At 69.9% G+C, this 12,597-nt stretch carries 12 protein-coding genes; 6 read left to right on the top strand and 6 right to left on the bottom strand.

The genetic code is table 11. From position 1 onward, the window contains the following. Positions 1-41 precede the first annotated feature (41 nt). Entirely contained in the window at positions 42-1,037 is a 996-nt protein-coding gene (locus ACQPXM_RS25730; RefSeq protein ID WP_432937745.1) for a DMT family transporter, read from the top strand. Between the two features lie 30 nt (positions 1,038-1,067). On the opposite strand, the gene ACQPXM_RS25725 is transcribed toward ACQPXM_RS25730, so the two are convergent. The 3 genes from ACQPXM_RS25725 to ACQPXM_RS25715 form a co-directional block, all read right to left on the bottom strand. Beyond that, on the bottom strand, positions 1,068-1,724 hold the full coding sequence (locus tag ACQPXM_RS25725) for a hemerythrin domain-containing protein (protein WP_432937742.1): 657 nt from the start codon (positions 1,722-1,724) through the stop codon (positions 1,068-1,070). A 59-nt stretch (positions 1,725-1,783) separates the two neighbouring features. Then, complete coding sequence (locus ACQPXM_RS25720) at positions 1,784-2,770, bottom strand: DMT family transporter (protein WP_432937740.1); 987 nt, start codon at positions 2,768-2,770, stop codon at positions 1,784-1,786. A gap of 79 nt (positions 2,771-2,849) precedes the next feature. Continuing rightward, on the bottom strand, positions 2,850-3,650 hold the full coding sequence (locus tag ACQPXM_RS25715) for an SDR family oxidoreductase (RefSeq protein WP_432937737.1): 801 nt from the start codon (positions 3,648-3,650) through the stop codon (positions 2,850-2,852). Positions 3,651-3,750: 100 nt separating this feature from the next. Here ACQPXM_RS25715 and ACQPXM_RS25710 point away from each other — a divergent pair, with 100 nt between their 5' ends. The 5 genes from ACQPXM_RS25710 (at position 3,751) to ACQPXM_RS25690 (ending at position 9,888) form a co-directional block, all read left to right on the top strand. Further along, complete coding sequence (locus ACQPXM_RS25710) at positions 3,751-4,122, top strand: winged helix-turn-helix transcriptional regulator (RefSeq protein WP_432937735.1); 372 nt, start codon at positions 3,751-3,753, stop codon at positions 4,120-4,122. Positions 4,123-4,285: 163 nt separating this feature from the next. After that, the gene (locus tag ACQPXM_RS25705; RefSeq protein WP_432937733.1) at positions 4,286-5,476 is read left to right on the top strand and encodes a cysteine desulfurase-like protein; all 1,191 of its coding nucleotides are present in this window, start codon (positions 4,286-4,288) and stop codon (positions 5,474-5,476) included. A 40-nt stretch (positions 5,477-5,516) separates the two neighbouring features. Beyond that, the gene (locus ACQPXM_RS25700; protein ID WP_432937730.1) at positions 5,517-7,085 is read left to right on the top strand and encodes a hypothetical protein; all 1,569 of its coding nucleotides are present in this window, start codon (positions 5,517-5,519) and stop codon (positions 7,083-7,085) included. A 25-nt stretch (positions 7,086-7,110) separates the two neighbouring features. Continuing rightward, entirely contained in the window at positions 7,111-8,544 is a 1,434-nt protein-coding gene (locus ACQPXM_RS25695) for an ROK family protein (RefSeq protein WP_432937728.1), read from the top strand. A 72-nt stretch (positions 8,545-8,616) separates the two neighbouring features. Next, the gene (locus tag ACQPXM_RS25690) at positions 8,617-9,888 is read left to right on the top strand and encodes a glycoside hydrolase family 125 protein (RefSeq protein ID WP_432937726.1); all 1,272 of its coding nucleotides are present in this window, start codon (positions 8,617-8,619) and stop codon (positions 9,886-9,888) included. On the opposite strand, the gene ACQPXM_RS25685 is transcribed toward ACQPXM_RS25690, so the two are convergent. From ACQPXM_RS25685 to ACQPXM_RS25675, 3 genes are read right to left on the bottom strand one after another with little or no spacing between them, the layout of a single operon-like run. Continuing rightward, complete coding sequence (locus tag ACQPXM_RS25685; RefSeq protein WP_432937723.1) at positions 9,885-10,811, bottom strand: PIG-L deacetylase family protein; 927 nt, start codon at positions 10,809-10,811, stop codon at positions 9,885-9,887. The genes ACQPXM_RS25690 and ACQPXM_RS25685 overlap by 4 nt on opposite strands. Before the next feature lie 13 nt (positions 10,812-10,824). Further along, positions 10,825-11,670, bottom strand: a complete 846-nt coding sequence (locus ACQPXM_RS25680) for an ABC transporter permease subunit (protein WP_432937720.1) — start codon at positions 11,668-11,670, stop codon at positions 10,825-10,827. Continuing rightward, on the bottom strand, positions 11,660-12,577 hold the full coding sequence (locus ACQPXM_RS25675; protein ID WP_432937718.1) for an ABC transporter ATP-binding protein: 918 nt from the start codon (positions 12,575-12,577) through the stop codon (positions 11,660-11,662). Before ACQPXM_RS25675 ends, ACQPXM_RS25680 begins: the two co-directional genes overlap by 11 nt. Between the last annotated feature and the right edge of the window lie 20 nt (positions 12,578-12,597).

Genomic DNA, 12,597 nt, shown 5'->3' with positions numbered 1-12,597 from the left:
CCGGTGTCAGGCGTCTGAAGGCGAACGGTCATGATGAAAGGGTGACAACGACCGACAACCGCCCTGTCCGCAGCGCCCAGCAGCACCAGATTCTCGGGCTTGCCGCGTCCTTCGGCATCGGCATGCTCGTCGCTGTCCAGTCGCGGGTGAACGGCGATCTCGGCAACCGGCTCGGCGACGGTGTGACCGCCGCGCTGATCTCGTTCGTCTCCGGCCTGATCGTGCTGCTCGCCGCGGCGGCGCTGGTCCCGCGGATCCGGGAGGCGATCGGTCAGGTCTGGCAAACCATCCGTACGCCGTCCGAAGGTTCGGGTGGTCCGCTGCGCTGGTGGCAGTGCCTCGGCGGGCTGGCCGGGGCGTTCCTGGTCGCGACGCAGTCGATCACGGTCGCGGTGATCGGGGTCGCCGTGTTCACCGTCGCGGTCGTCGGCGGGCAGGCGGTCAGCAGCCTCGTGGTCGACCGGCTCGGCTTCGGCCCGGCCGGTCCGCAGCCGTACACGACTCTGCGCGTCGTGGGCGCGGTGGTCGCGCTGCTGGCCGTCGTACTGGCGGTGTCGGATCAGCTGAGTCATCCGTCCGGGCTGCTGCTCGCGATCCTGCCCGCGGTGGCCGGCATCGGCACGGCGATCCAGCAGGGCATCAACGGCCGGGTCGCGCGCACGGCGTCCGGCGACGCGTACGGCGCTCTGGCCGCCGGCACGATCAACTTCCTCGTCGGGACCTGCGCGCTGGTCGTCGTCTTTCTCGTCGATCTGGCCTTCCGCGGTGCTCCGCGCCCGCTGCCGAGCGACCCCTGGTTGTACGTCGGCGGGCTCTGTGGCGTGGTGTTCATCAGCGCGGCGGCCGCGGTGGTCCGCATCGTCGGCGTTTTCGTTCTCGGGCTCGGCACCATCGCCGGTCAGCTCATCGCGAGTCTGCTGATCGACCTCTTCGCGCCGGCCGCCGACACCGAGGTCACGTTCCAGGTGGTGGCCGGCACGCTGCTCGCGCTGGCTGCGGTGGTCGTCGCGTCGATTCCCAACCTGCGCCGTTCCTGACCGCGGGGGAGCGCTCTCCGGCGCTCTCCGTCAGCCCTTCCTGATCAGGCGCGTGTAGTTGTAGTACGCGCGTCCGCCGACCACTTTCCACAGCACGCGGACCGGCGGCGGCAGTTCGCCCATGAACTCGCGCTGCTCGTCGGGTGAGGCCTGCTCGAGGATCGCCCCGAGGAACAGCAACCGCTTGCGCTTGTCCTGGATCCCGTTCGCGCCGCGCTCGCCGACCTTGCCCCACTCCTCGACCGTCAGGTGCTCGGCGATCACCGGCAGGATCTCGTCCTCCTCCTCGGCCAGGTGCTGCCGCAGCACCGCGGACGCCTCGCGGACCGTCGCAGCCAGATCCTCACCTTCGACCCGGCTCGCGGTCCGGCCCCAGACGGGTGTGAGCCTCTGGATCCGATCGAGAAGCGCACCGAGCGCCGCGTGCTGCGCCTCCATCCGGTGCACCAGGTCGGTGTGCAGCGACGCGCGCTCGAGCAGCACCGGCCAGATCAGGTCGTCCTCGGCCTGGTGATGGTGGTGCAGCGCCGCGACCAGGTCGCTCAGGTGCTCGGCCAGCACCGCCGCGCGCTTGGTGTCGCCGTCCCGCACGCCCTCGACCAGGTCCGGCAGCAGGTCGAACTCCCGCTGGAACACCCGGTGCACCACGACCATCGCGTGGGTGTCGGGTTTCGTGCCAGTACTCATCGTGTCGCCCCCTGTGCCGGAAGCCGGCGACCGCCCTCCCCGGGACCGCCGGTCTCAGCTCACGGTACCGGCGCGACCGTCGGTTGCAGAGGCTTGCGCGGCTTCTTTCCCGACCGCACCGGACGCCGTACGACGCCCTGTGACACCGCGACTCCGGTGAGCACCACGAGCGCGCCGACCGGCTGGTACCACGTCAGGTGCTCGTCCAGGACCAGGACGCCGACGACGATCGCGAAGATCGGCATCAGGTAGGTCACCATCGACGACATGCTCGCGCCGATCAGCCGGATGTTGCGCATGCTGAGCACGAAGGCGATCCCGCTGCCCAGACCGCCGAGCGCGAGCACGCTGCCGATCACCTCGGGCGACAGCGTCCACGGCATCGGCGGCGCCGCACCGGTGACGATCGGCGCCACGATCGCCAGCTGAATCGTTGCGCACAGCAACAGGCTGGCGGACAGCGCGGTCCCGGAGACCTTGCTGCCGGCCACGAATCGCTTCTGGTAGGGCACGGCGATGCCGTAGCAGACGGCGGCGGCCATGCAGAGCAGCTGGCCGGTGAGGTCGGCACCGCCCTCGATGTTCCACGCGCCGAGCACGACCATCATCCCGGCGAACCCGATCAGCAGGCCGATCACCCGTTGTGCGGTGAACTTCTCGGTCCGGAACACCAGGACGGCGACCGGCAGCACGACCAGCGGGGTGATGCCGTTCCAGATCCCGGCGAGCAACGAGGGCACCCGCTGTTCGCCGTACCCGAACAGTGTCCAGGGGATCGCCGACCCGATCGCGCCGATCACGAACGTGTGCGCCCACAGGCGCGGCTCCCGGGGCAGCGACTCGCGCTTGATCGCCAGGAACGCCAGCAGGACAACGGATCCGGCGATCACGCGCCCGAGCGCGAGGTACATCGGGTGCAGCTCGCGCACCCCGACCGAGATGAACAGGAAGCTGCAGCCCCAGATCGCGGCCAGCGTCACCATGGTCGGAAGCCAGGCCCGGACCGGCGGCTTGTCAGGAGTCGTCAAGGTGCTCACTCCTGACATCCTGCAGTACGCTGCCGACAATTTCCGCTTTTTGCCTGAAATTGGGCAGGAGTTGACGTCGGCGCGATCGGGTGGCGGCTCAGCGGAAGGCGGCGAGGTGGTCGGCCAGCCAGTCGGCGTAACCGCGAGCGGGCCGGCCGAGCACCCGCTCGACGTCCGGGCTCACCCGGCGTTCGGCGTCGTTCGGGTGTCCGAGGATCGCCAGAGTGCTGTCCGTGACTTGTTCCGGCATGAAACGCAGGAAGCGCTCTCTGGCCTGTTCCCGGGTCAGCTCCACGAACCGCACCGGCTCGCCGAGCGCCTCCGCGATCGCGGCCGTCTGCTCACGCGGCGAAACGCCGATCGGCCCGGTGAGTTCCCACGTCGTACCGGCGGAGGCAGGGTCGCGCAGCGCGACTGCTGCGACCTCCGCGATGTCCGCGGGATGGATCTGGGGGAGCGCGATCTCGCCGTACGGAGCCTCGACCGTCCGGCGTTCCCTGACCGACTGACTCCATCCCAACGTGTTGCTCTGGAAGCCCGACGGCCGCAGCACGCTCCACTCCAGGCCGGACTGCTTCACCGCGTCTTCCAGTACGGCGGGATGCCGGTTCGTGCCGACCCCTTGCGACGAAAGCAGCACGACCCGTCGTACGCCGGCTGTCCGGGCGTTCTCCAGCAACGCATCGGCGTCGTACCAGCCGCCCGGCGGGAGCACAAAGAGCGCTCTCGCACCGCTCAGCTCGAGCTTGTCGCTGGTGAGATCAGCGGCCTGATGCCGAACGCCGGGCGGCAGCTCGGCCGCCTTCCGCGAGACCGCCGCCACCTCCTCGCCGGCGTCGACGAGCGCCCGCACCAGCGTGCGCCCGATGTTTCCCGTTGCTCCAGTCACGACGATCACAACGTGCTCCAGTCTTCTGTTCGGTGAAGGACTGGCGCTGACGCTACTGTCCTGGAGATAGTAGGTACCTAGGAGAAAGTATCGGCCGAAAGGGAACGTCGTGACCGAGGTCACTCCCGAGCTCGCCTGCCCGATCGCCCCGGTGGTCGACATCGTCTTCAGTCGCTGGACGACGCCGATCCTGTGGACTCTGAACGAGTACGGCCGCCAACGCTTCGTCGAACTCGAACGCCGGATCGGCCCGATCACGCCGAAGGTCCTCACCCAGCGCCTGCGCCAACTCGAGCGCGACGGGCTGATCACCCGCACCTACCACCGCGAGGTCCCGCCCCGCGTCGAGTACGAGATCAGCCCGCTGGGCCTGACGCTTGCTCCGCTGTTCGCCACGCTGGCCACCTGGGCGAAGACCAACCTCCCGGCCGTCGACGAGTCCCGCCACGCGTACGACAGCGACAACCGTCCTCGCCCGTAGCCGCACTCCCATGGTCGGCCGTGTCGACGCGCGTGCGGTACTCCGCCGGTCCGCCGGTCCGCCGCGTCGATCCGCGCGTGCGGCACTGGAGCGGTTCCTGCGGTGCTCGTCCCCGCCTGCCTTTCCCTTCCTTCCGTGCTGGACGGCAAGCAAGGATGTCCCCATGCCTGACTTCGACGTGGATGCGGTCCGCAAGCAGTTCCCCGCGCTGTCCGAAGGTGCCGCGCACTTCGACGGCCCCGGCGGTTCCCAGACACCCCAGGTGGTCGCCGACGCCGTCGCCCGCACGATGACCTCGGCGCTGGCGAACCGCGGCCGCCTCACCCCGGCCGAGCGCCGCGCCGACGAGATCGTGATCGAGGCGCGCCAGGCGATGGCCGACCTGCTCGGCGCCGACCCGAACGGCATCGTCTTCGGCCGCAGCATGACCCAGCTGACCTACGACTTCTCCCGGACTCTGGCCAAGAACTGGGGTCCCGGTGACGAGGTCGTCGTCACCCGGCTCGACCACGACGCCAACGTCCGGCCGTGGGTCCAGGCGGCCGAAGCCGTCGGCGCCACCGTCCGCTGGCTCGCCTTCGACCCCGTCACCACCGAGCTCGACGACATCACGCCGCTGCTCTCGGAGCGCACCAAGCTCGTCGCCGTCACCGCCGCCTCGAACCTGCTCGGCACCCGCCCCGACCTGGAAGCGATCACCGCCGCGGTCCGGACCACTGACGCACTCCTGTACGTCGACGGCGTCCACCTCACCGCCCACGCCCCGATCAACGCCTCGTACGCCGACTTCTACGCCTGTTCGCCGTACAAGTTCTTCGGCCCGCACTGCGGTGTCCTGTCCGCGTCGCCCGCGCTTCTGGAAACCCTGAACCCCGACAAGCTGCTGCCGTCCAGCAATGCGGTACCGGAACGCTTCGAGCTCGGCACCCTGCCGTACGAGCTGCTCGCCGGCACCACCGCCGCGGTCGACTTCATCGCCGGTCTCGGGGGAGTGGGCGAGACCCGCAGAGAGCGGTTGCTGAGTTCTCTCACGTTGCTCGAGATCCACGAGGACGCGCTCCGGGCGGAGCTGGAGTCGCGGCTGGGCGCGATCGACGCGGTCACCCTGCACGGCAAAGCGCGCCGCCGTACGCCGACGCTGCTGTTCAGTGTGGCCGGCCACGAGCCTGTCGCGGTCTCGACCAAACTCGCCGAGTACGGCGTGAACGCTCCGTCCGGCTCGTTCTACGCCATCGAGACCTCGCGCCACCTCGGTCTCGGCGACACCGGCGCCACCCGGGCCGGCCTCGCGCCGTACACCGACCAGTCGGACGTCGACCGTCTCGTCGAAGCTGTCGAACATCTGGCGGGCTGACCAGCAGACTTACTAAAGTCTGTGGGGTAAATTCTGCCCGGTGAACGAACCGACCCACGTCTTCGTGCAGAACAGCCCGACGGATGCCCTCACCGCAGCGACCCGCGACGGCCACCGCTGGAGCGCTCTCCGGACCGAGGTCACGTGGTCCGACAGCGGCGAAGTCACCGTCACGGCGACCACCGTTTCCCGCGTCGCGCTTCGCTGGGAGCGCGCTCTCCCGGAGAGCTCCCTGATCCTCGGCGACGCCTGGGAGCGCTCGTACGGCGATCTGCAGTGGCGGCATCTCCAGCCTGAGCGGCTGCTCCCGTGGTACTGGCTCGCTCACGACCAGCAGACCGGCGCGACCACCGGGATGGGTGTCGACGTCCATCCCGGGGCCTTCTGCTCCTGGACCGTCGACCGCACCGGTGTCACCCTCTGGCTCGACCTCCGCAACGGCGGCGGCCCGACGCAGCTCAACGGCCGGCGCCTTCAGGCCGCCGTCGTCCGCGAGTTCACTGACGCCGGTACGCCGTGGACAACGCTGCACGCCGCCACGGAGGTGATGAGCGCCAACCTTCCGCCGCGCACCGACCTCGGTCCGGTCGTTGGCGCGAACAACTGGTACTACGCGTACGGCGAAGGCTTCGACGAGAAGGCGGTCCTCCAGGACGCGGCAACCATCGTCGAGCTGGCCGATAGCCACCCGGTCAAGCCGTTCAGCGTCGTCGACGACGGCTGGAACCCGGGCGGCAACGCGTCCGGCGGTCCGTGGGACAGCGGGATCCCGGGGCTCTTCGACGACCTGGCCGCGACCGCCGAATCGATCAAGCAGCTCGGCGCCCGGCCAGGGCTGTGGTTCCGGCCGCTGCTGTCCCGGGAGAGCGGTCCCTGGGCGCATCCCAACGGCGGCGAGGGATCTGGCCGCGCGCTCGACCCGACGTACCCGGAAGTGCTCGACCTGGTCCGCGGCGACCTCCAGCGGTTCCGGTCCTGGGGCTTCGAGCTGGTCAAGCACGACTTCAGCACGTACGACGTGTTCGGCCGTTTCGGGCCGGCGATGGGTGCGCGGCTGACCGACGCGGGCTGGCAGTTCCATGACCCGACCCGGACGACCGCCGAGATCGTGCTCGACTTCTACCGCGAGATCCGCGCGGCCGCCGAGGACGTCGTGCTGATCGGCTGCAACACCGTCGGGCATCTCGCGGCCGGCCTGGTCGACGTCCAGCGCACCGGCGACGACACGTCCGGCCGGGACTGGGAACGGACTCGCAAGATGGGCGTCAACTCGCTGGCCTTCCGGCTGCCGCAGCACCAGCGGTTCTTCGTGCTCGACGCCGACTGCGTCCCGTGCACTCCGCAGACCCCGTGGGAACTCAACCAGCGGTTCCTTGATCTCGTCGCTCGGTCGGGGAGCGCTCTTTTCGTTTCCGTGGATCCGGCGGCCCGGACCGCGCGGGCGGATCAGGAACTTGCCGACGGTATACGGTTGGCGCTCGATGGCGGTGACCAGCTCGAGCCGCTGGACTGGCTGGTGAACACGACGCCGAACATCTGGAGCACGAGCGCCGGCACCGTCCAGTACGACTGGTCGTTGCCGTGGGGTGCGGACCCGGTCTCCGGGTGACCACGTCGTGAGGACAGGGGGAGTGGTGAGCACGGAGCAGCCGCCGGCTGTGGTCCGGCGCGGTACGAACCTCGACCGCGTCGGAGGGTTCAACGACAGCGTCGTCCTGGACGCGATCCGCCGCGCCGACCAACTGCTGAGCCGGGTCGAGCTCGCCGCCGCGACCGGACTGTCCGGCCAGGCCATCTCCAACATCACCCGCCGCCTGCTCGACGCCGGTCTGGTCCGCGAAGCCGGCCGGCAGAAGAACGCGGGCCTCGGCAAACCCCGCACCTTGCTCGAACTCGAGCCCACCGGCCAGTACGCCGTCGGCGTGCACCTCGACCCCGCCGTCGTCACCGTCGTCGTACTCGACCTCACCGGCACGATCGTCGCCCGCCGCCGAGCCGACACCGAAACCGTCGCAACGTACGCCGACCCCGTGCCGCCGTCGTCGGGCGCCGACCCCGCGCCGCGCGTCGCAACGTACGCCGCCTCCGCGCCGCCGCCGTCCGGCGCCGACCCCGCGCCGCTCAACGCGACCCCCGCGCCGAAGCGCGCCGCCGAGGCGTCCCCGGCTGACGACCCCGACGCGCTGATCAACGGAATCGCGGCCATGGTCGAGCAGGTGATCACCGAAGCAGGCGCACCCCGCGCCCGCGTCGTCGGCGTCGGGATCGCCGCACCCGGACCGATCGACGTCGAGCGCGGCGCGGTCGTCGACCCACCCAACCTCACCGCCTGGCACCGCGTCCCCCTCCGCGACGCCTTGCGCGACCGAACCGGACTCCCCGTCCTGCTCGACAAGGACGTCACAGCCGCCGCGTCGGCGGAGAAATGGGCCGGCGGCCCCAACGGCCGCGGCAGCTTCGTGTTCTTCTACCTCGGCACCGGTGTCGGCGCCGGCCTGGTGATCAACGACGAGGTGGTCCGCGGCTCGTCCGGCAACGTCGGCGAGATCGGCCACGTGATCGTCGACCCGGACGGCCCACCGTGCGCGTGCGGGCGCCGCGGCTGCGTCGGCGAGACCAGCCAGCCCAGATACCTGGTCCAGCAGGCCGTCGACGCCGGAGTCATTGCCCAGGGCATCGACCTGGAAGACCGGCACGCGGTCGACCGTGCCTTCGCGGCGCTCTGTGCGACCGCCGCGGCCGACGAACCAGGCGCGGCCCGCGAGATCCTCACCGCCCTGGCCGCCCGGATCGCCAAGGTGGTCGAGGACATCGCGAACCTGCTCGACCTGGAGCGCGTGGTGTTCGGCGGACCGCACTGGGACAAGCTCGCCCGGTTTTTCGCCGACACCGTCCGGGAGACGCTCGGAGAGCGCTTCCTGCTTCGCTCCGTGCACCCGTTCGCCGTGGCCGGCACCGCGCTCGGCGCCGACGTCGGCGCGGTGGGCGCGGCCAGCCTGGTTCTCGACCACACGTTCTCGCCCAATCCGTCGGTCCTGCTGCTCGGGCCCGTGGAGAGCGCTCCCTGACGATCCCGCCCCGTCGAGCGCCGTGAATACTGCGGTGTGAGACATCCTGTCCCGCTGAAAGGTGATGTGTTGATGATCGACCCCGACGTGCTGGCCCGCGCCACCGAGGAGGTCCGCCAGGCCACCGGCGACCCGGTGATCGCGACGATGTTCCAGCAGTCGATGGCGCAGAACCTGCCGGCCGTCGCCGAACGCCTGCCCGACGGTACGACGTTCGTGCTGACCGGCGACATCCCGGCGATGTGGCTGCGCGACTCGGCCGCCCAGCTGCGTCCGTACCTGGTGCTGTGCGCCGACGACCCCGGCCTGCAGGACGTGCTGATCGGCGTCCTGCACCGGCAGTTGGAGTACGTCGCGATCGACCCGTACGCGAACGCCTTCAACCGGGAGGCCAACGGCGCCGGCCACACCACCGACCTGACCGAAATGTCGCCGTGGGTCTGGGAGCGCAAGTACGAGATCGACTCGCTGTGCTTCCCACTGGACCTCGCGTACAAGCTGTGGCGGATCACCGGCCGTGACGACGTGATCGACGAGCGGTTCCGGACCGCCGCGAACGCGATCATCGACCTGTGGACGGTCGAGCTCGACCACGAACAGCGCTCGCCGTACCGGTTCGAGCGGCACGGCGAGCCGGTCACCGACACGCTGGTCCGCGAGGGCCGCGGCCGCTGGACCAAGCCGACCGGGATGTCGTGGAGCGCTTTCCGGCCGAGCGACGACGCGACCGAGCACGGGTTCAACGTGCCCGGCAACATGTTCGCCTCGGTGGTGCTCGGTTATCTCGAGGTGATCGCGACCGAGGTGCTCGGCGATTCGGCACTCGCCGACCGCGCCAAACAGCTGCGGGTGAGCATCGACGAGGGGATCGCCCAGCACGGCACGGTCGACCACCCGACGTACGGGCGCGTTTTCGCCTACGAGGTGGACGGCGCGGGCGAGTGCCTGCTGATGGACGACGCGAACATGCCGAGCCTGCTGTCAGCGCCGCTGAGCGGGTACGCCGAACCCGACGACCCGACGTACCTGGCGACCCGCAAACTGCTGCTCAGCCCTGAGAATCCCTACTACTACAGCGGAAAGCACGCGTCCGGCATCGGCAGCCCGCACACCCCGCCGAACTACGTCTGGCACATCGCGCTCGCCGTCCAGGGCCTGACCGCGACGTCCGCCGAGGAGCGCGCGCAGATCCTCCAGACGCTGCGCGACACGACCGGCGGCACCGGTCAGATGCACGAGGGCTTCCACGTCGACGACCCCAACCAGTACACCCGCGAGTGGTTCTCGTGGGCCAACGCGATGTTCTGCGAACTGGCCCTGGCCCACGCCGGCCGCCGGCTCTAACCCCGCTCGAACAAGTCGCGGTCCCAACCCCGCACGTCGAGGACGGCTCGGAGCAGCACCGAATCTCCGAGCCGGCCTTGGCCGTTCACCACTTCCCGCAGCGGCAACGACCCGAGGCCATTCCGATACACGTCGAGCGCCGCCCGGCGCCGCTGCTCGATCTCCGCCGCCGAGCTTCCGTCCTTTGCAACCGGCCGTCCTGAATCCCGCTCGCCGCGGCTGCTCTTCGACGGGACGCCGGATCCGCTCACCTCTACCAGCGCGATCTCGTTGCCCGCACCAACCACCCGCCCGGATCCGATCCGGCGCCCCTCGTTGCCCGCGCCAACCACCCGACCAGGTCCGGTCCGCGGTCCCTCGCCATCAAGAACTCCACCCTGCGCGACGAGCCGACCTAGCTCAGCCCGAGCCGCAGCAACATCCGCCGTACGCAACCGAGCCCCCAACACCTCCACCTCGCGAGCCCACGCCGCCTCCCGCACCGCAGTTCCCACAGCGACATGATCCGGATGCCCGGTCAGCCCATCGCCCCCCACAGTCAGTACGACGGCCGGCCGCACCTCCACCAGCGCCCGCCGTACGGCGTCAACCAAGATCGCGCTCTCCGCATCCGCAACCGTCTCCGGACCCCCGTCCCCACCACGATCGACCCACTGCGCCGGCTCCCCGAGCCATCCCCACTCCGAGATCCCCAGCAACTCACACGACCGCGCCAACTTCCGAGTCCGAACCAGCCGCGCCTCCGCCTCCCCGAGCTCCGGATCCTCACCGGCCTCCCCACCGCTCGCGACCCGCAGGACAACCTCCCAGCCCGCGTCGGACAGCGCGATCGTCGCCGCCCCGGTCGCGAACACCTCGTCATCCGGATGCGCATGAACCACCAACACCGTTCCCGGCTGAGCGGGCAGGATCACGTTCGTCACGACCACATTGTTCTCACACGATGTCGCGCCGCCGAGTGGTGTACGCCGCCAGCGCCACGAACACCACGCTGTACGCCACCAGCGTCGCCAGCGCCCGTCCGCCACCAACGGCATCTCTCACGCCGGGCGGCGCGTCAGCCGCGACCATGCCCGTCACACTGAACACCAACGCTCCGGCGTTCGCTCCCGGCAACGCGTCGGACAGCACCTCCAGGTCCGGCAGCAGACTGCTCACCACGCCGGCCAGCAACGTCTCGATGCCCAGGATCCACACCACACCCAGCCCGATCGGCAGTGCAACGTTGCGAAAGGCAACAGCCAGCACCGCGCCGGCCAGGCACCACATCGTCAGCACGAGCCACCCACCGGCCAACGCCTCCACGATCTCCAGCGGACCCGGCCAGTTCATCGCTCCGCCCTCGGCGGCCGCGATCCCCACGCTGCTGAGCGCGCAGGCCACGAAGATCCCCAGCACCCACAGCGCGACCATCGTGAACAGCCCGAGCAGTTGCCCACCGAGCACCGAGATCCGCCCCGGCCGCTGGGTGAGCACGGTCTTCAACGTGCCCCACGTGTACTCGCCGCCGACGACGATCGCCCCGAGAACGAGCGAGAGCGCTCCCGCGAACACCGGGAACCCGCCGATCGTGTTGTCCAGCACGCGTTCCGGTAGCAACCCGCGCAGCACCTCCGCGCGCGGGACTCCGGCCGTCTGCGGATTGTCGTCCCCGGTGAGATAACCGACGTACGGCAGCACGTACCCGAAGATCAGACTCAGCACGAGGCCGGCTCCGAACAGCACCCAGACCGCCGACCGCTTCCGCAGCTTGATCAGCTCCGCGCGATAGCTACCCAGCATGGGACTTCTCCTCCGTGGTGAGTTCGAAGAACACGTCCTCGAGCGCTCTCTCGGTACTGCGCAGCTCCGACACCGCGATGTCGGCCCGCACCAGCAGCTGGTTCAGCTCGGCGGCGCGATCGCGGGAGACCTTGACGCGCAACGTGTCGTCGTACAGGTGCACGGCCTCGGGACCGAGAACATCCCGGAGAACCGAGTGAGCGCTCTCCAGCGGTCTCGCCCGGATCACCAGTTCCTGTTGCCCGCGCAGCTCCTCGACGTCGTGCTCGGCGACCATCCGGCCGGCGTTGATGATCCCGACCCGGTCGCAGACCTGCTGGACCTCGCCGAGCAGATGGCTGGACAGGACGACGGTCCGCCCTTCCGACCCGAGCTCGCGGATCAGCCGGCGCATGTCCCGCATACCGGCCGGGTCCAGCCCGTTGGTCGGTTCGTCGAGGATCACCAGCTCCGGATCCTTCAGCAACGCCGCGGCGACCCCGAGCCGCTGCTTCATGCCGAGCGAGTACGTCGAGAAGCGATCCTTCGCGCGCTCGGCCAGATCGACCAGCTCGAGCACTTCGCGGACCCGGGCGCGCGGCACCTCGGCGTACTCGGCGAGCAGCCGCAGGTTGTCGAGACCCGACAGGTACGGGTAGAACGCGGGCGACTCGATCATCGAACCGGTCCGTGCGAGCACCCGAGCCTGGCCCGGCGCTCCGCCGAGCACCTCGACGCTCCCGCTGGTCGGTGCGATCAGGCCGGTCAGGATCCGCAGGGTCGTCGTCTTCCCGGCGCCGTTGGGCCCGAGGAAGCCGTAGACCTCACCCGGCCGGACCACCAGATCGACACCGTCGACCGCGAGGGTGTCGCCGTAACGTTTGGTCAGGCCGTGCACCTGAACCAGCGGGGCAGCTGTCGTCGTCATACCCCGAGGGTCTCGCCGAA

Source organism: Kribbella sp. CA-253562 (assembly GCF_050942265.1).
Lineage (GTDB): Bacteria > Actinomycetota > Actinomycetes > Propionibacteriales > Kribbellaceae > Kribbella.
The sequence above is the reverse complement of the archived record's forward strand: the minus strand, read 5'-3'. Positions and strand labels throughout refer to the sequence as shown.